Origin of the sequence: Chroococcidiopsis sp., assembly GCF_051657925.1 — a bacterium.
In the GTDB taxonomy this organism is placed as follows: domain Bacteria; phylum Cyanobacteriota; class Cyanobacteriia; order Cyanobacteriales; family Chroococcidiopsidaceae; genus Chroococcidiopsis.
Window position 1 is genome coordinate 1 of the sequence record NZ_JBOFLP010000172.1, and the last position, 18,235, is coordinate 18,235.

General features: G+C 42.2%; 22 protein-coding genes and 2 pseudogenes. 11 read left to right on the top strand and 13 right to left on the bottom strand.

Going from position 1 to position 18,235, the window contains the following annotated elements; translation table 11 throughout:
- Window positions 1–174: 174 nt before the first annotated feature.
- Window positions 175–1,557 carry an IS4 family transposase gene (locus ACRC32_RS13990; protein WP_438554547.1) on the bottom strand — a complete coding sequence of 461 codons (1,383 nt, stop codon included), beginning with the start codon at window positions 1,555–1,557 and terminating at the stop codon, window positions 175–177.
- Between the two features lie 204 nt (window positions 1,558–1,761).
- On the opposite strand from ACRC32_RS13990, the pseudogene ACRC32_RS13995 reads away from it, so the two are divergent.
- The 5 genes and pseudogenes from ACRC32_RS13995 to ACRC32_RS14015 form a co-directional block, all read left to right on the top strand.
- A pseudogene (locus ACRC32_RS13995) lies at window positions 1,762–2,646 on the top strand (IS701 family transposase); the annotation flags it as partial.
- Window positions 2,647–2,684: 38 nt separating this feature from the next.
- Window positions 2,685–3,014, top strand: a complete 330-nt coding sequence (locus ACRC32_RS14000) for a hypothetical protein (RefSeq protein ID WP_438554548.1) — start codon at window positions 2,685–2,687, stop codon at window positions 3,012–3,014.
- A 20-nt stretch (window positions 3,015–3,034) separates the two neighbouring features.
- Window positions 3,035–4,105, top strand: a complete 1,071-nt coding sequence (locus ACRC32_RS14005) for an efflux RND transporter periplasmic adaptor subunit (protein WP_438554568.1) — start codon at window positions 3,035–3,037, stop codon at window positions 4,103–4,105.
- Between the two features lie 47 nt (window positions 4,106–4,152).
- Window positions 4,153–4,287 (top strand): hypothetical protein, encoded by a 135-nt coding sequence (locus tag ACRC32_RS14010; protein ID WP_438554549.1) that lies wholly within the window; start codon window positions 4,153–4,155, stop codon window positions 4,285–4,287.
- Entirely contained in the window at window positions 4,235–4,669 is a 435-nt protein-coding gene (locus ACRC32_RS14015) for a hypothetical protein (RefSeq protein WP_438554550.1), read from the top strand. Before ACRC32_RS14010 ends, ACRC32_RS14015 begins: the two co-directional genes overlap by 53 nt.
- 76 nt (window positions 4,670–4,745) lie before the next feature.
- Here the strand turns inward: ACRC32_RS14015 and ACRC32_RS14020 are convergent, their stop codons facing one another.
- From ACRC32_RS14020 to ACRC32_RS14035, 4 genes are all read right to left on the bottom strand, one after another.
- On the bottom strand, window positions 4,746–5,681 hold the full coding sequence (locus tag ACRC32_RS14020) for a polyphosphate kinase 2 family protein (protein ID WP_438554551.1): 936 nt from the start codon (window positions 5,679–5,681) through the stop codon (window positions 4,746–4,748).
- 173 nt (window positions 5,682–5,854) lie between these two features.
- Window positions 5,855–6,304, bottom strand: coding sequence for a GNAT family N-acetyltransferase (locus ACRC32_RS14025; protein WP_438554552.1), 450 nt, complete (start codon window positions 6,302–6,304; stop codon window positions 5,855–5,857).
- Between the two features lie 36 nt (window positions 6,305–6,340).
- Window positions 6,341–6,922 carry a TetR/AcrR family transcriptional regulator gene (locus ACRC32_RS14030; protein ID WP_438554553.1) on the bottom strand — a complete coding sequence of 194 codons (582 nt, stop codon included), beginning with the start codon at window positions 6,920–6,922 and terminating at the stop codon, window positions 6,341–6,343.
- A 37-nt stretch (window positions 6,923–6,959) separates the two neighbouring features.
- Window positions 6,960–7,085 (bottom strand): hypothetical protein, encoded by a 126-nt coding sequence (locus ACRC32_RS14035; RefSeq protein ID WP_438554554.1) that lies wholly within the window; start codon window positions 7,083–7,085, stop codon window positions 6,960–6,962.
- Between the two features lie 196 nt (window positions 7,086–7,281).
- Between ACRC32_RS14035 and ACRC32_RS14040 the strand changes: the two genes are divergently transcribed.
- Window positions 7,282–7,728 carry a hypothetical protein gene (locus ACRC32_RS14040; RefSeq protein WP_438554555.1) on the top strand — a complete coding sequence of 149 codons (447 nt, stop codon included), beginning with the start codon at window positions 7,282–7,284 and terminating at the stop codon, window positions 7,726–7,728.
- Between the two features lie 507 nt (window positions 7,729–8,235).
- On the top strand, window positions 8,236–8,943 hold the full coding sequence (locus ACRC32_RS14045; protein ID WP_438554556.1) for a bacteriorhodopsin: 708 nt from the start codon (window positions 8,236–8,238) through the stop codon (window positions 8,941–8,943).
- Between the two features lie 30 nt (window positions 8,944–8,973).
- Here the strand turns inward: ACRC32_RS14045 and ACRC32_RS14050 are convergent, their stop codons facing one another.
- Window positions 8,974–9,858, bottom strand: coding sequence for a carbohydrate ABC transporter permease (locus ACRC32_RS14050; protein ID WP_438554557.1), 885 nt, complete (start codon window positions 9,856–9,858; stop codon window positions 8,974–8,976).
- A gap of 310 nt (window positions 9,859–10,168) precedes the next feature.
- Here ACRC32_RS14050 and purN point away from each other — a divergent pair, with 310 nt between their 5' ends.
- Entirely contained in the window at window positions 10,169–10,816 is a 648-nt protein-coding gene (gene purN / locus ACRC32_RS14055; protein WP_438554558.1) for a phosphoribosylglycinamide formyltransferase, read from the top strand.
- Between the two features lie 118 nt (window positions 10,817–10,934).
- Here purN and ACRC32_RS14060 read toward each other — a convergent pair whose 3' ends face one another.
- The 4 genes from ACRC32_RS14060 to ACRC32_RS14075 all read right to left on the bottom strand — a co-directional run bounded on the left by ACRC32_RS14060 (window position 10,935) and on the right by ACRC32_RS14075 (window position 12,827).
- Window positions 10,935–11,123, bottom strand: coding sequence for a hypothetical protein (locus ACRC32_RS14060; protein WP_438554559.1), 189 nt, complete (start codon window positions 11,121–11,123; stop codon window positions 10,935–10,937).
- 499 nt (window positions 11,124–11,622) lie between these two features.
- A complete protein-coding gene (locus ACRC32_RS14065; RefSeq protein ID WP_438554560.1) occupies window positions 11,623–11,832 on the bottom strand; it encodes a transposase family protein in 210 nt (69 codons plus the stop codon).
- 8 nt (window positions 11,833–11,840) lie between these two features.
- On the bottom strand, window positions 11,841–12,077 hold the full coding sequence (locus ACRC32_RS14070) for a helix-turn-helix domain-containing protein (protein WP_438554561.1): 237 nt from the start codon (window positions 12,075–12,077) through the stop codon (window positions 11,841–11,843).
- A gap of 603 nt (window positions 12,078–12,680) precedes the next feature.
- Entirely contained in the window at window positions 12,681–12,827 is a 147-nt protein-coding gene (locus tag ACRC32_RS14075; protein WP_438554562.1) for a hypothetical protein, read from the bottom strand.
- 521 nt (window positions 12,828–13,348) lie between these two features.
- Between ACRC32_RS14075 and ACRC32_RS14080 the strand changes: the two genes are divergently transcribed.
- A complete protein-coding gene (locus ACRC32_RS14080; protein ID WP_438554563.1) occupies window positions 13,349–14,335 on the top strand; it encodes a DUF3102 domain-containing protein in 987 nt (328 codons plus the stop codon).
- Between the two features lie 221 nt (window positions 14,336–14,556).
- Here the strand turns inward: ACRC32_RS14080 and ACRC32_RS14085 are convergent.
- Window positions 14,557–14,911: pseudogene (locus tag ACRC32_RS14085) on the bottom strand (IS1 family transposase); the annotation flags it as partial.
- 120 nt (window positions 14,912–15,031) lie between these two features.
- Between ACRC32_RS14085 and ACRC32_RS14090 the strand changes: the two are divergent.
- Complete coding sequence (locus tag ACRC32_RS14090; RefSeq protein ID WP_438554564.1) at window positions 15,032–15,877, top strand: sugar phosphate nucleotidyltransferase; 846 nt, start codon at window positions 15,032–15,034, stop codon at window positions 15,875–15,877.
- A 5-nt stretch (window positions 15,878–15,882) separates the two neighbouring features.
- Window positions 15,883–16,536 carry a PIG-L deacetylase family protein gene (locus tag ACRC32_RS14095; RefSeq protein ID WP_438554565.1) on the top strand — a complete coding sequence of 218 codons (654 nt, stop codon included), beginning with the start codon at window positions 15,883–15,885 and terminating at the stop codon, window positions 16,534–16,536.
- Between the two features lie 37 nt (window positions 16,537–16,573).
- Here ACRC32_RS14095 and ACRC32_RS14100 read toward each other — a convergent pair whose 3' ends face one another.
- The gene (locus tag ACRC32_RS14100) at window positions 16,574–17,209 is read right to left on the bottom strand and encodes a CPBP family intramembrane glutamic endopeptidase (RefSeq protein ID WP_438554566.1); all 636 of its coding nucleotides are present in this window, start codon (window positions 17,207–17,209) and stop codon (window positions 16,574–16,576) included.
- On the bottom strand, window positions 17,202–18,235 hold a 1,034-nt coding region (locus ACRC32_RS14105), incomplete at its 5' end, for a DUF3326 domain-containing protein (RefSeq protein WP_438554567.1). The genes ACRC32_RS14100 and ACRC32_RS14105, both read right to left, overlap by 8 nt.

Sequence of the window (18,235 nt, forward strand, 5' to 3'; positions counted from 1 at the left end):
ACTGAACTCACGCAACTTCTTGAGCGGATAAGCTTTGCAGTATTTTCCCATTGTTGCCATAATTATACCCCGTTTGAAAATATTTTCACTAGATCGCAAACTTTTTAAAACGGGCGATCGCCACTCCAAAGACTATAGATGAATGGCACTAAGATAAGCCACAACGCTATTAAATCAAACAGCTTGTAATTGGCGGCGTAATTGAGTTCTGGGTTGTTTCATCAATGGGTAAGCTTTGGGGCGACGCTTTCTAACTCTGGGTTCAGCCCGACCAGGACGCTGTGGGATTGGTTTGTGAACGATAATTTTGAGTAAAATTTGATAAATCTGGTGGCATTTGACTTCAGAGTTTCCCAACAATTCCGGAATAAAATTATCGAAATGATGACGAGTACCTTGTAAAGACAAGTGTAGTGGCGGCGTACTATAAGTTATACCTGCCTGCCACATTAAGGCACGTAGTAGATTGTAGGCAAGCAAATAAACATAAAGTTCTTTGCGTACCATAGAAGGAGATTTACATCGTAAAACTTCCATTCCTAAAGTGGATTTCAAATGTTTTAGATTTACTTCAACATCCCAACGGTCATCGTAAAGTTTGACAATTTCTAATGTAGGATAAGTTTCTGTATCCAATAAAGTTGTAATCAAGCTAACTTGTTGAGTCCGAAAGCCAGGGATAATAATGTAGTAATAAATCTCTCGCACAGCTAAAGTTAGGGGAAGAGCGGCAAATTCCTCTTTGCTTAACCCTGTAGGGCATTTTTGAGGTTTATACCAAATTACAAACTTGTCACAATTACCGACAATTTTACCTTTTCGCATTGAGGTTTTTCGAGACTGATGTTTACGGAATACTGCGTCACACCCAAGACTTGTAATGGAAATCAAATCGGCATAAGCACAAAAAGCCCTATCCCCTAAAAGTACATCTTTGATTTGAAGAAATTTATAAAGATTCCTAGCTAATTGAATATCATGAGTATTGATGACATCAATAGCTAGAGCAATGGCAGCGCCTGTAGCCAAGCTAAATAAAACACCAATTTTAGCAATTGGGAAACCACAACCAGGTTTTTGACTAGTAGGCTGAGGGTAAGCTTTCTGATTTTCCACTGTGTCAGGCATTGACACGTTTGAACCGTCTATCACTTTTACACTTCGACCACACCATAAATATTCCGTTGTGACTTTTTCTTCTAGACTTTGTGCCGCCTGACCAAAAATTTTTTCTAATAACTGTTCTGGTAGCCTTGCTCTTGCTTGACAGTAAGCACTCACATCCGTTGAAAGAATTTCTACTCCTTCAGCCGCTAAATAAGCAATAACTCTACTCACTGCATTGTGGCAACTTTTATCAACATCTAAAACCTGAGATAAAAATGTCCATAGGGTTACAAGCGGGTCAAACAGCCGACGACGATATTTAATTTTTAATTCATTAAGTGCTTTTTCAATCTCTGACTCTGGCAGTAGTTTTTGGAACGGTAGCCCTAGGCTTCGGCTAAATTTCTCCTTGAGAATTCTTACACGATTCGGCACAGTAGTAGTAGACATATTCGCTTCCAAGCATCAAATTCGTATTTTACGGGCTTGGAAGCTTTTTCTACCTGTAGAAAAATAGACAACACCTGCTTCATAAGCCGAATCATTAACGTTTGCTTGTCTGCGATTCCCTCATCTGTCTACTCTTCTCCAAATCCCACAAGAGCTGCAACCTTTATTCCTCGATAGCTTCGACCTTATCTTAGTGCCATTCGATTATTACACTTTCTGACTGAATCACCCTGGATAGTAAAATCTTTGACAGAGGCAAGATCGAAGCTAATTCTACAAGTTTTAGCAGGACGAGAGTTCGTACTAATTATTGATGAAATAGGAGATAAAAAGAAAGGAGATACAACCGATTACGTCAAACGACAGTATATCGGAAATCTCGGAAAAGTTGAGCAGGGGATAGTTGTAGTTACTGCATACGGTTTATTGGAAGGGATGACATTTCCTTTGTTGTTTAAAGTCTATAAGCCTAAAGAAAGATTATTAGAAAAAGACAGATATTTCAGCAAGCCAGAAATTGCTGCTGCCATGATTCGAGAACTTCAAGCCATCAGGTTGAAGTTCAAGTTAGTACTTGCAGATAGTCTGTATGGTGAAAGCGATAGTAACTTTTTGAGTGTATTGTACGAGTTAAAACTAGATTTTGTAGTCGCAATTCGTAGTAATCATGGTGTTTGGCTACCACAGGGACAAAAAGTAAGACACAACCGTTGGCGACCCTATGACCGGATTTTTTCTGATGGGACAAAAGAGAAACGATATATTCAAGAAATCATTTTTGGTTTTGGGGGTAAGGCTGGAAAGATAGTCCAGCCTTCAATAAATAACGCGACTAATTTCACGACAACTAGAGAGGACAATAAGGCTGGACTATCTTTTTATCGCCAAATGCATCAGCGTCGTCAAATTCAGTATTGGCAAGTTACTACAGCTCCAAAGACTCTCCCAAAAAATTCAAAGGAGTTGATTATGACCAAAGTTTCTGGGATTAAGTATAAAGAAGTCGGAAATTTGTATGGATTAAGAAACTGGGTGGAGTCTGGACTAAAGCAGAGTAAGAATGAACTAGTATTGCTGATTTTCGGGTAACGGCTTATGCTCAAATAGAGAAGTGGTGGGAACTAGTAATGAGTGCCTACCTCTTGGTGAGTCTTCACTCTCAAGTTTTGAATAATGCTGACAACCAAGGCATCCACTCAGCTTCAGATCCAATTGTGGAAAAGTTTAAAGAGCATGAGTGGTGGGACTTCGGGCAAGGATGGAAAAATCTGCTCAACAATCTACGTTTGGTTATTCAACCTTTCATCTTCTGTAATCTAATTAAACCTTGGCTAATCGTATTTCCTATTGCACATTTATCAATTGGCTTTTCAACACTGATTGCCTTGATGAATCGAATGCGAGGCGCTATTCCAGACCTTTCAGATTTCGAGGATTTCTCATTTTCTTCTGCCTAGAGTGATGAAAGAGCGTTACAATTGATGAAAGCGGTACTGTGGAACTTCAGAGACAACGAACGCTCGAGTCGCCCACTGAAGGCGCTGTCGATCGCGCGCTAGTACAGCCGGGAAATCAAGTGAAAGCCGGTCAGGTACTCGTCATTCTCCGCTATCCCGAGCGCCAAACCGCTTTAGCTAACCAGCAATTGAAAATCCTAGAGGCGCAAGCTACTTTGGTACGCAATCGCCAAAAAATCTTGGAAGCTCAGGAACAGTTAATTGCCGATGAAAAAATTCGGAAAAAACTAGACGCTTTGGCACAGGAAGGAGCCGTGGCGCAACAACAAGTCCAAGAGCTAGAGGATAAAGTGCGGCAGAATGAAGCTGACATCCGCAACGCTCAGTTAGAGGCTCAGAATGCGACAATCCAACTTCAGATCGAGCAACTTCAGCGTCAAAGCATTCAGCAAAAACTCCAAGATACATTAGTGCGATCGCCGCTAGATGGCACGGTTTTGGGAGTCAGCGTCAAAAATGGTGATGGAGTTGAGTTGCGTACCGATCTATTAACGGTAGGCGATCCGGCGCAAGTGAAAATCAAACTTTTGCTCTCTCCCCTGAACGCCGCCCAAGTAAAAGTCAATCAAGTGGTTCGCGTCAGCGCGATCGCTCCTAACGCCAAAACGTTTACAGGTAAAATCCAAAGTGTATATCCCCAAGCTGTTACTCCCGAAGAAAGTCAAAAACAAAGTGGTCGTAGTGGTGGTAGTAGCGATCGCTCGAATCAACCTAGAGTACCTGCAACAGTCAAGCTCGACACCCCCACGCGATCGCTCATTCCAGGTAGCGGCGTAAACGTTGAAATCGTACTAGAGCAGCGGCGCAACGTTTTAGTCTTGAATTCAGAAATTATTCAACGCACCGAACAACGTCCTTTTGTTTGGGTACAAGATAGTCAAAACAAAGCTCAGAAACGATATCTTAAATTGGGTTTAGAAGGGTTACTCACCGCCGAAGTTGCTGCTGGACTGAACTTTGGCGAAAAAGTAATTTTACCCCCTGCCGAAGCCACCCTGACCCCAGGCACGCCAGTTATCAGTGACCAGTGAAGAAAGGGAGCAGGGAGTAGGGAGCAGTTATCAGTGACCAGTGACCAGTGACCAGTGACCAGTTAGCAGTGTCTTGTTCTCACGCACCACGCACCACTCTTTTACCAACTACCAATTACCAATTACCTAATGAGCCTTTCACTAGTCGAACTGCTAGTCCTCACCTTTCACTCTTTGCGTAGCAATCCCCTGCGTTCTGCTTTGACGGCGTTAGGGGTATTTATGGGTGTGGCTGCGGTCAGTGCTACGCTTCAAGTTGGTAGTATTAGCCGGATTGTTATTGCCCAACGATTAGCAGAAAGAGACGCGCCTCAGATTATGGTAGGACTCAATTGGCAAGCAGGCAGCGACTTGAGCGCTCAAATGAGCCGAGCAGAGCTAGAATTCTTTCGCCAACGGCTCGCTGTTGCAGTCGCCGATACATTTAACTTACCCTACCAATTTGAACCCAGTACGGCAAGTCTAGCGCTAGCTTCAGCTTTATTAGTCGGTATGGGTGCTGGTTTTATTCCCGCTCTCCGTGCCAGCCAACTCGATCCGGTTAAAGCTTTGCGCTCGGAATAAGCATCAACAAAAGTCAAAAGTCAAAATCTTTTTACACCCTGCTCCCTACTCCCTACTCCCTGACAACTGATAACTGTCAATCAGGAATAATGATATTTTCTATATCTTGCGCTGCTGCTGGATATTGTGGATTCATTGCTTCTAACGTATCGGCGATCGCCCGAGCAATAACTAAGTTTCTATACCACTTCTTATTTGCTGGAACGACATACCAAGGAGCATACTCTGTAGAGCAATAATTAATTGCATCTTCATAAGCTTGTTGGTAATCATCCCATAATTTCCGCTCGTTGACATCGTTAATTGAAAATTTCCATCGCTTATCTGGATCTTCCAGTCGCTTTTCTAATCTACGTTTTTGTTCGTCTTTAGAAATATGTAGAAAAAACTTAATAATACTGATATTATTTAAAACCAGCATTTGTTCAAATTCATTAATGCTGTGATATCTTTTCTGCCATACTGCTTCCGGTACGAGTTGTTTAACGCGCACGATTAATACATCTTCGTAGTGAGAACGATTAAAAATATTAATCATGCCTCTTTGCGGTGTTCGCTGATGGTATCGCCACAAAAAATCATGGCTCAATTCTTCTTGGCTGGGATTTCTAAAAGACCAAACTCGACAACCTTGAGGATTGATCCCCTGAAAAACATGTTTAATTGTGCCGTCTTTACCACCAGTATCCATCGCTTGCAATACGATGAGCAGACTGCGCTGCTGCTCGGCGTACAGGCGTTCTTGTAACAAACTCAAGCGATCGCGATAATACTCTAATTCTGCTTCTATTTCTTTCTTGCTCTGATAGCTTTCACAAGTATCTGGGTCGATTTGACTTAATTGAATTGGTTCGTTGGGAGTGACGCGATAGCGGGGATAATCGGGTTTTGGTGGTAACTCGTCTGCTACAGCCGTCTCAGGAGACATAACGCGAGCAATTTTTGCTGTCTCTTTAGCTGTAGTTTTGTCAATATGAGCAGCAGATTTTTTTGCCGATTTTGAGTTTGCCATAGTAACACTATCGCCAAGCTTTATCGAACTTATTTTTTGATTTTATGGCAAGAATCACAGCAGTGTTTCTCTCAAAAGATAGACTCATGCGTTTTATTGCGTTCTTACTTGAACCAAAATTTTTTCATCTACTCCCTGCTCGTGCGCTCCCTGCTCCCTAGTATGATTAACGACTACAGCTTTGAACAACGCATAATTGTTACAGGAACACCGATTTTCGCTACCAAGTTAGACAAAGCAAACTTAAATTTGAGCGATCGCGGTAATTCTTTCCATGTAACTGCAACAAAACCAAAGCGAGTGTAAAACTCTGCTAGTTTACGTCCCAAGCATTCTAAATAAAGTGGCTGAGTTGCTTGTTCAATTAAATATTCCACCAAGTATGTTCCCAAACCTTTACCCCGCCAGTTAGAGGCAACCACTAGACTACCCAATTCTTGCGCCCCAGCAAAAGCCCGTAACTGCCCGCAAGCAACTACTCGTCCGTTGCATTCAACGACTGAAAATTGTTGCCAGCGTAACTGCGTCGGGTCGAGTTTTGCCGATAGCACCAACTTCCGAATCGCCCAAGTATCCTTAGCATTGGCGGGGCGAAGATTGCATCCCGATGGTAGAGTAGACATTCGGTTGAAGTCTAAGTTTTCAAAATTAGATGACAACTACATTTTTACAACTAAACCAACAGCACGACGAACGTATGCTTGATACGACTCATTTACAGGTGGAAATACCAACCCATAAAGCATGATCACGCTAATAAGGTCGAAGACAAGATCGGCATCTATATCTGTGGCAATTTCCTGTCTGCTTTTTGCTTGTGCGATGACAGCAGTAAAGGCTTGGCGACGGGGTTGGAGATATTTCGCCCAGTAAACTTGAGCAAACTGGGGATTGTTAGATGCTGTACTGATAATTAAAGCCACAATTTGCCGTCCCAGAGGATCTAAGGTCATCTGGGTAGCACTGGCAATAATTAAATCGATATCGCTCCAAAAGTTTTTCGTATCTGGAATTTCTACGTCTTCTCTACGGCTTTCGATCGCATCTGCCACCAGTTCTTCTTTTGAATTGTAGCGTCGGTAAATCGTGGTTTTTCCCACTCCTGCACGGCTAGCGATCGCCTCTATACTCATGCGATCGTAACCTACCTCGGCTAAGAGTTCCAAGGTGGCTCTATGAATAGCGCGATCGGCTTCTACACTACGCGGTCTTCCAGGCTGATTTTTAATTTTTGCATTCATTATTGGTTCATTGCTCTTGGATCGTCATCTGGTGGTATCATCCGCTACCGCTACGCAAATATAAGTGGCGTGTCTTAACGATGCATCCACCATTGTGATGTTCTTCGTTTAAATCTGCGATCGCCTTGTGGCGATCGATGGATGTAGTACCCGTAATCTTCAAACCATCAGCTCTCTAAATCAAATGGGATGACTGTTGCTACTGGCGAGGATTAAATTAAGGAACGACTTCTAGTCTACCGAAAGGAGGAAATTTAGTTAACAACTGAGTAACTTGATAACCCTCTATCCACAGAACGATCTAGCAGATGAGTTAGTTGGAGTACTGTAAATGCTAAATCGTATAGAGATTGTATCCGATGAAACTGACATATTTGAAGCAACAAGTTTCGACTTTGGGACGTTTTCTGGCAACAACGCTATTTCTTCTGTCTGCGATCGCCTTTGTATGGCACTTTGCCTTGTTCTCAAATCCTGTAGCAATGGCTAGTCCCGCTCCGATTTCGCTTGCAGCGGCAGATATGGGCGATCGAACTAAAGAGGCAGCTGATGATGTTGCTAAAGGCTCCAAGAATTTGATCCGGGATACGGCAAACAAAGTTGAGCGAACTGCCAACAAAAATGCTGCTAAAGTCGATCGAGCTGACGACGAGGGTAGTGGCGTTGAGCGCAAAGCCAAGCGCGATCGGGATCGGATCGAGCAAAGAGCTGAGGAAGATGCAGCTCGGACTGAAAAAGCAGTAGATAAAAACATGAACGCTGTCAAGCGCACTGTTGACACCATTAAGGACGCTTTTAGCAAGTAGAGCAGCAAGCTGCTCAGATAGTTGGGATATTAGTGGAGATATGAGGAAGAAGATTTACATCTCCTCATAGTCTGCACGTAAAAGCCTAAACTAGAAAGCCTAACTCAGAAAGCCTAACTCAGAAAGATAATTTCTTGATTTAGGCTTTTTCTTTGGAATGACGAGGGACGAGCGCTAAGTATCGAGACCGAGCGTTTGCATGAGGCAAGTATGAATATTATGATGAAATTTACTGAAACTTAAGGAATTACATTTAACCATACTAGCTCTCGAATTACAGTGTTAATCTCAAATGATAGTGTTATGTAACATCGCTTTTCCATATTCGCAAATTATGCCAACAGTTCAAAAAATTGACACTAGCCAATTAGTCAGTATGGGAGTAATGTAGTTGACGGACATCTGAATCAAGCTAAGCAAATGCTAGCAGTTGCTGGTAGTTCTCGCGTGACTATTGGTTCGCACAACCAATGGTAGATTATATGGCAAGTTATAAGTTATAAAATTATGACATTTCTCTGGCAGTGGCTTGGCGTATTTGGTATGTCGTTCGGTGCGATCGTTTTTGGAATTGGTGCTCACAATGCGAAAAATCAGCGCTGGCAGATTTTGTATACGCTCAACTTTTTCGTTTGCGCGATCGCTGCTGGACTGTATTTAATTATGGCTCTCGGTCAAGGAGTAGACTTTATTAACGGTCGTCCCATTTTTTGGGTCAGATACGTTTCCTGGTTTATTTCTACACCTTTATTGCTATTAATTCTCACATATCTCGGTAAAACTAGTATCACAACTACAGCTAGTTTATTGGGAGCAAATGCTTATACAATTGCTGCTGGTTTTGTTGCTACTATTTCACCCTATCCAGTTAATTATATTTGGTATATTGTCAGTTGTGCAGCTTACTGTGCTACTGTATATCTTCTCCTTCATCAATATCGCAGACAAGTAGAACGTACCTTCCCTAGAGTTGTTCCAGCTTTCCACAAACTGCTAAAAGTTCACTTGACAATATGGACATTTTACCCAATAATCTGGATTCTTAGTCCCGCAGGTTTGAATTTCTTAAATCTGAGTGTGGAAACAATGTTTGTTACTCTCCTCGATATGGCTTCCAAGGTAGGTTTTGGTTTTCTTTCATTACAAACTATGAGTGAGATAGAAAGAGCTAGGCAGAAAGCAAAAACAGCATCTTCTTTAGTTGTATTTCGTTAATTTGTAGCAAAAAATATATATGACGTGCTTCTACTCTTCGTCCCAAGTTCGCAACTGAATATAAACTAAAACTAGCGCTACCAATAACAAAACTGTAGCCGCAGCCGCAGCGTAACCGAAATCAAATTGCCCAAAAGCTTCTTGATAAATGTAATAAACTAAAATATTAGTAGAATTTAAAGGTCCTCCACCAGTCACGACATAAATTTGCTCGAAACCCCGCAAAGTAAAAATTGCCGTTGTAATCGTAGCAAAGATTAACGTCGGTCTCAATCCTGGTAAAGTGATGTACCAAAATTGCTGCCAAGCATTTGCTCCATCTAATTCTGCCGCTTCATAACGACTGGGAGGAATTGCTTGCAATCCTGCTAGAAATACCACCATATTGAAGCCTAGCTGCTTCCAAATACTCAATAAAATGATGACTGGCATTGCCCAAATATTACTACCTAGCCAGGGAATCGGAGAAATTCCAATTGCATTCAACCATGTATTGACTGGTCCATCGGTTTGAAATAGCCAGCGAAATCCTAACCCAGCGGCGACAATAGACACAATTGAAGGGAGAAAATAGGCGCTGCGTAATAACCCTCGCCAAGCTATATTGCGGTTTAATAGTGCTGCCAAACCTAAAGGAATCACTAGGCTGGGAATTACTGTAGCAATGGTAAAATAGCAAGTGTTACTAAGAACTTGCCAAAAATCAGGATTGAGAATTAGCCGTAAGTAATTGTTAAACCCCACCCAGCGCACGCCAGCAGCAGTAAAACTTCCTGTAGTGAAGCTAAGGTAAAACAGATAAGCAATGGGAAATATTAGGAATATTCCTAGCATGAGCAGCGCTGGCGTTAGAAAAATCCATGCTGCGATCGCATCGTTATCTAGCAGTTGCTTGCGAGAACGCTCAAAAGCCATACTTTGTATTTTAACTTTGTAGGGCTATTTTACTAATTAAAGGGAGCAGGGAGTAGGGAGCAGGGAGCAGAGGGGCAGAGGGGCAGAGGGGCAGAGGGGCAGAGGGGCAGAGGAAGCAACTCAAAATTCAAAATTCATGCATTAATTCCGAATTCCGAATTCTCCCTACACCTCACACCCCACACCCTACATCCCTTCTTTACTGATAACTGATAACTGTTCCTAGCAATTTTTTAACACTAGAGTAAGGCGATCGCCGGTCGAATGATGGATAATGACTGAGTTAACACCTTGCTCGATAAAATGCTGTATGACGATCCCAGCAACCACCGCCTCTACTGCCAGCTTAATTTCTCCGGTCGATCCCACTGATATATGGATACCAGGAGAACCAATTAAACTAGGTATACTTGCTTCGGGAAATGGCAGTAACTTTGAAGCTGTAGCAGAGGCGATCGCCCAAGGTAGACTTAATGCTAAAATTCAAGTTTTAATTTACAACAACCCAGAAGCGAAAGTCGCAGTTCGAGCTGCAAATCGTGACGTACCTGCCGTTTTGCTCAATCATCGTCATTTTCCCAGTCGTGAAGATCTAGATCGTCAAATTGTTCAAACTTTACATCAATATGACGTATCATGGGTTATAATGGCAGGCTGGATGCGAATCGTCACGCCAGTACTCATCAATGCTTTTGCCGAACGAATTATTAACATCCATCCCAGTTTATTACCCAGCTTTCGCGGCATTCAGGCAGTAGAACAAGCCCTCGCTGCTGGTGTAAAAATAGCAGGTTGTACGGTACACATAGTTGTTCCCGAAGTCGATAGCGGACGCATTTTGCTCCAAGCAGCCGTACCCGTCTTACCTAACGACACCCCCCAAACTCTACACCAACGAATTCACCAGCAAGAATATCGAATTTTACCTGCCGCGATCGCTCTTGCTGCAAGACAGTGAGCGGTTGTCAGCGTACAGACGTTACATGTAACGTCTGTACAAGGATATCAGTTGTCGGTCAACCGTCAACTAATGAAGATTAAACATCGTGCAAATTTTGCACGCCACTTAACCCTTTCTATTCCCTGCTCCCTACTCCCCTGCTTCTCAGCTTCTTCAGCTCCCTCAGCTCCCTCGACTCCCTCAGCTCTCTTCCCCAGCTCCCAGCTCCCTCCACATCACCCGTAGGATTCAATCGGTTCGCTACCGTCAGGAGCTGGTGGCACAAATTTTTTCCAACCGAGTAACTAGACATCTCCGAAAACATTCAACACCTTGATGTGGCTAGCTTATAGCCTGCGCTTGCTCAACTCAAAAATCAGGAGTTTTCCCGATATAATTAAGGCTTGAGATAGTTTTAGTTAAGAACTAAAAGGAAATAGATAAACATAAATGATGTTTTTTTGCCCAGCCTGCACTTTTTTACGTAGGTAATATTAGTGCTCCAATTCGGAATCTAACGCGGCTCTAATGCGGAGGAAACCTCCGCTTCCGCCCGCTTACCAATCCACAAATTGTTAGAATGACTCGGGCATATTTTGGGGGATTGAGTCGAAATCTTTCTGGGGCAACTCGAAATATTTTGACCGAACGGATGCGATGTTCGACAAATACTCGCTCTTGTTGAAAACTCCTGATTTTCTTTTTTCTGAGCCGTTGTTAACTTGCCATTTCTCGGTTTTTTAATCGGAGTGACAATTAAATCTTCTCCTAGATATCCTAAATCTTCCTTAAACTTTTGTGTTGAAGCGAAGCGACCGCGATTTTCAAGGGAACAAAGTTATATCGCTTTTTGGTCCTGGGAGTCCGGCAACAACATCAACGATATCTCTGCCAGTTGACCAGATAATCATTTGAGTTTTAAATGTATGATTACTCCGCTTGCCGGAATAGTACTTTTCTTGTTCTTTGTTGTCTCCAGGTCTTTCTCTGGCTTGTTCATAGCTGTCTACTATTAACTCATATTCTGTGAGCATCTCTTGAACTATTTCAGCATCAGATTCTTTTTTTTAACTTGTTCAATTAAACTAGATGGTAGCAACTCTTCTAGTAGTGGCAACCAGTAATTAAATGTATCATTTGCTGTGGACTCGCTCACCCCAAACTGGATACCAAGCAGTTGAAATGTTGTCAGATGTCGCAGATAAACCAAAGTCAAAATTATTTGCTCTGCGAGAGATAGTTTTGGTTTTCGACCTCCTCCTCCTGTAATAATTCTCACTTTCTTAGATTCTAGTAAAGCTTGTTTTTCGCTATGTCATCTTATGGCATTTTTAATTAATATTTGTAACTGCTCGTGTTTCAGACCTATCAATCTCTGGGTTTCTTGAGGATTCGATTCAATGTAACTCAGTATATGACTCATGTCTTCGTGCAAAAAACTTGTTTTGATGTTCTTTTACCATCACGATCTATGCTTGACCAGCCTAGAGCCGGCGCACGTGCTAATGCTCAGGCGATCGCGGTCAAAAATTTGTCTGACATTCGCTCGAATGCCTGCACCTCTGTCGCGAGAATCTTCAGACTGAAAATCTGCAATCTCTCGCTGACAATTTTGCAATACTCTGGATTTAAATTTGGTGTTCTACCGCACAGGAGCCTGTCAGCTACCGTAGATGGAAACTCCTCAAGATTTCAGCTGCTCTAAGAATTGTTAGAACTGCTTTTTTTCTTCGTCTCTCGGTCTAGATTGCCGTACCTGAGTCCGTAATCGTTTATAGACCAACAGATAATTGGAATCTGCCGCAGCTACGATACGAAAGGCGATTTTAATGCAGCCAGAGTTAATATACTCCAACTAGGTGGAATTACGCAACCCATTTTTCTATCCATCTTGCGATCGCTTCATGAAAACGTTTTTGTAGCTGTTGGTGTGACTTGTGCTATGTAGTTGTTGTTGAGCGCGAGGCGCGATCGCACTCAACCTGCAAGCAGTATTTAGCCCTGAATGTAATCTATCCCTAAATGTCATGCCTAACTATCTGTTCGAGGGAACGGACAACGGGTAACGGGGAACAGCGATGAAATTGGTGCAGGATAGATCTTCGACCGCAACGTCGTTCGGATATTGTCAACCGTAATTTCACGGTTAATTTGTGACAACTTACCCCAACCTTGGTTCAGTTTTCCGTAAAATTTCGCAAGCAATAAATTAAAAAAGATTCTTAACTTATCGTAACATTTTCGACTTGATAAACGTAAACCCCCATAGTTAAGGCATAAAATGGTCGTCGTTAAATTCTTAGTATCGGTTTGTGCTAGCGATCTCTATCCATTGTCGGCTGAAAATTCTAAAATAACTTTAATGTCTAGTTTTTCGATTGAATTTTTAACTTATGTGTTTAAAACTTCCTTTTGACTTGATTCAAACTTGTATCATTTTTTACAATAAAATCTCTAAAAAATATCACAAATAAGCGTCAATAAATTAATCGAAGGTCATGAACTCGGATCGACAAATGCAAGCCAAGCAAATCTAAACAATCTAAACAAATGGAGTTAGAGCCAGGTTTCGATTACAGAGTTTTAAGTGAGAAAAACCGTTCGCTCGTTCAGCAAAGAACTAAAGAGCTGAAGGAGCGCTTGCAGCGTACAGCTCAAGATATATGGGAAATTGGGAAGAAATTAGTTGAGGTGAGAGCAGAACTGAAAGGACATGGCTACTTCGATGCTTGGCTGAGAGCTGAATTCGGGTGGAGTCGGCGCACGGCATACAACTTTATTTATGTATACGAAGCCTTTCCTTATGCAAAATTTGCACAGATGATCATCGAGCCATCCGCGCTCTATCGCTTAGCTTCGCCTTCGACTCCCGATGCGATCCGCGACAAATTTATCCAACAGGCTAATGCGGGTAGTAAAGTCACTCATAAAGAAGTTTTGAAAGCCGTTACTGAAGAAAAGCTGAAGCAAATTCCCAATTCACCCACCGAACATTCTCTCAAATCGGCAGCAGCTCAAGCAGAAGAAGAGCCGTCCCTAAATATAGATAAAGAAGTTAAATTAGTCGTCCCAGAAATACAACAACCTCCCTATAAAGCTGCTGCTCATAAAGCTAATCCAACAATTGTCACCCCACGTTTCCAGCAGTCGCATTGGTACACGCTGGGCATCGATCACCTATTATTTTGCGGCGATACTAACTCACCAGCATTTTTCGATCGCCTACCGGAAGCAGCTTTTGCTTTGGATATTGCGGTAGGTGGTACGTGGCAGCATGACTGGTTAATGTATAAAGCTCGCTCGGCGTTGATCCTCCATCCCCGCGAAAGAATTGATGGAGAGCGGATTAGGCAACTACTATTGATGTTTTCGGAACGAGAAGATGCAATAATATTACCCTGCGCGCCCAGTGGAGAGGTGATTGCTACGATCGGTAGGCTCAAGCGTAAATTATTTGCTGGCTATCAGAATCGACAACAGTGCCAACAGGCGATCGCTGATTCGGGATTAAAAGCGCAAAAGGTTGAATTACCCTAGTTGTAATTCTCCTAGTTGTAATTCTCCTAGTTGTAATTCTCCTAGTTATAATTGTTACCCTGAAAGCCGATCGCATTTATACTTATAGTGGTATACTGCCAAGAAAGTATCGTTCTCGTTGACAATTAAGTCCCTCATTTGAGTGGCGATCGCGGCACAGTTCAACTAGCCACCCGCCCTATAAACTAAGTCGGTAGTGTTCTACACCTGTGGATTGGGGATTAAACAGAACGTCCAAATTCATGACGATTGATAAATATTCCAATTCCCTTTGTCATGCAGCCATTCAGACTTGGAAAAACAGATTGTTTTACGAGCGAGTCTCTTAATGCGGGTACGTAATGTTAAATGCTTCCGTTCGATTTTCTGAGTGTTTGCCTTGCCCACTTGATGACGCTGCCGCTCGAGTAGACGTAGATAGGCACCCCAGCCATCAGTGTAGAAGTGTCTCAGTTGAAATGGAGCTAACAACTGTTGCAGTTGCTTGAGTGCAAAATCCTCGTGAGATGCCAGAACATATGCCAATACTTGTCCCGTGCGATGATCGATTGCGTGCCACAACCACCGTTTATTCTTAGTTGGTTGGTAATGGGTAATCGGTAGTTGGTAGTTGGTAGTTGGTGGTTGGTGCTTCAACTGCTTGCTATCTCATGACTTAGTTGAAATCTACTCCGACAGAAATAAGGAGAGTATATTATGAAAGTTGTTTTATTTTGCGGTGGTTTAGGAACGCGATTGAGAGAAGCATCTGCAAATTTACCTAAACCAATGGTTCATATTGGCTACCGACCGATTTTATGGCATATTATGAAGTATTATGCCTATTACGGGCATAAAGATTTTATATTGTGCCTTGGCTACAAAGCTGATGCTATAAAGAACTATTTTTTACATTACAATGAATGTTTATTTAACGACTTTACATTATTGAATGGTGGAAAAACTATTCAACTATCCAATAGCGATATCGAAGATTGGAAAATAACTTTTGTCGATACAGGTTTGCATTCTAGTATTGGGCAAAGGTTTAAAGCGGTAGAAAGATACCTGGAAGGTGAAGAGGTATTTTTAGCAAATTATAGCGATGGGTTGACCGATCTGAATTTACCAAGATTCATTGATGATTTTTATCAAAAAGATAGGGTAGCATGTTTTTTGTGTGTCAAACCTTCTCATAGCTTTCACCTTGTTTCTGCTACAGAAGATGGTTTAGTCAACGATATTAAAGATGTGAAAGAAGCAGGAATTCGGATTAATGAAGGATATTTCCTTTTTAAACGAGAGATTTATCAATACATTAATGAAGGTGAGGAGTTAGTTTGCGAGCCATTTCAAAGATTGATGAAGTTGAATCAGCTAACGGCATATAAATACGATGGTTTTTGGGCGTGCATGGATACCTTCAAAGAACAGCAGCAGTTAGATGATTTGTATTGCCAAGGGAAAGCACCTTGGCAGGTATGGAAATCTACTCAGTCAGAATATTGCTGGGGAACTAATGAATCAAAAACATTTAGTCTAGCATATCAGATTGGGAGATAGACTGGATGCTTAAATTCAACTTTGAGGAGAAAAGCGATTCACCTTATAATATCCTGTGTTTGGGAGCGCACTGCGATGATATTGAAATTGGGTGTGGAGGTACGATTTTAAAACTGATAAAAAAATATCAGAACCTTGTATTTTATTGGGTGATATTTAGCTCAAATTCGCAAAGGGAAAAAGAGGCTTATGAGAGTGCTAAACAGTTTTTGAAAGGTGCGGAAGTAAAAAAGATTGCGATCGCCAATTTTAGAGATGGATTTTTGCCTTTCATCGCGATTGAAGTTAAAGAACTTTTTGAAAACTTAAAACAAGAATTCCAGCCCGATCTGATTTTGACTCATTACCGTAACGACATACATCAAGATCATCGATTAATTTCCGATTTAACTTGGAATACCTTCAGAAATCATCTAATTTTAGAATACGAAATTCCCAAGTATGATGGCGATTTAGGAAATCCCAACTTTTTCGTGCATTTAGAACCGTCAATTTGTCGAACTAAGACTCAGCATATTCTCAACAGTTTTCAGACTCAAATAGAAAAGCAGTGGTTTACCGAAGAAACCTTTTTATCAATTTTAAGAATCCGGGGAATTGAATCGAATGCACCAGAAAAATACGCAGAGGCTTTTTACTGTCGTAAAGTCGTTTTTTGATGTAAAACGTAGGGAATGCACAGATGTACGTTCTTATTTACGAATTAGATTGTCCTACCTTCCAGAGATAACTAGAAATCAAATTCGTGAATGTATGCGCCACAATTGGGACTAACAAATTATGCGTGACTACAGCACTGAATCCTAGCAATGCACCTACTATAGTTGCCCAAATAACGTAAGACCATTGCTGAGAACCGCTGAGATGTAAAGCACCAAAGCAAAGACTTGATAAGGCGATACCAGTAACATTTAAGCCAAGTGCTGGTAACATAACACCCCGAAAGAGTAATTCCTCACTCAGTCCTGGTAATAATCCTACCCAGATGATGTCTAGTAATAACAATGGCTTGAGGACAAATTCTAGATAGAAATCCGAACTACGACGATATGCGGGCCACAATCGATAAACTATAAAGCTAGTAGAAGTAATAATGAGTCCTAAACCGATGCCTGTGAGTATTGCTCTAGCATCCCAACTAACACTTAAGAGAGTTACTGAGCCAAATCTTAACCAGACTTTTGCAATTATTAAAAAGACTACAGCAGTCACACCCATCAACATGAGAATTTGGAGGCGTGACAAAGGTTGAATACTCGGATCTTGCTGCTGACTCACGGAAATGGCAGGGCGGTTAGGGGTTAGTGATAGTATAGGGCTACGGCTAGTCATCTGTGGTAGATAAGCAATGTAAATTTGCGATCGCCCCACTGAGGGTAGTTGGGTTAACACCTGCTTTGTGGGCAGCTATAACACCAATTGCCTCCAAATAAGAGTTTACTGCGATCGCTTTAATTCCCAGTGGTGCGGGTGGCACTTGCATGGTGGTTTGATTTTCTGTCACAGTAATAATTTGTGTTTGGGATTGACTCAAACTGAGGACGGCGCTACTACCGCAAGCAGTGGCGGGGATGATGACAGCATCGACTTGCTTTGCCCAAATCTCCTCTAAATGTTGGGGTTTGTCTACCACAAATTGAGGGGCGCGACTTAACCCAACTAAAACGCTAGGCAAAAATGTATATCCTAATTCTTCCGCCGCCGAACGAGGAGACAAATCGGGATCGAGGGGTAAGGGCGATAATGCGGGAGAATGAGCGCAGGGAATTTGAAAAGTTTTGACAATTAAATGGCTGATAATCGCTTCCGCACCCGCTAGCGGATCGACTCCCTGCCCGTGGCGATAGTTTTGCAATGCCTCGCTACCAACATCATCAGGGAAACGGGCAACCACTGCGATCGCTTCTGCCCCAGCTTTACTTATCAATACTTCCGCCGCCCGTAACAAACTATCGGGATTGCCAATTGTTCCCCAACTCGCCCCAGAAGCAGCCGTACGCAGTTCTACATTCAAAGGCGCATCGGTAATAACATAGTCGGTTAAATTCAATCCCAAAGTTGCCCTAGCCGCATCCGCAGCTTGGAGATGTCGCAGTCGCAGATCCGATTCCATTCCTTTGTCAAGAATTAAACCTATGCGATTTTGATGTACGGGACGTAAACCCCAGCATCCCGCTGCGAATTTGTCAAGTCCGTAGCCTTCAACATAGAAAGCATTAGGTAAAGACCAATATAATTGTGCGCCATTGAGAACATTAGGGTGAGTAATGAGGCGATCGCATACCGAGGCGAGTGTTCTAGCAACGGGCATCGCATCACCAGCATAACCACCAATAGCTGCCCCAATTCCAGTAGGGA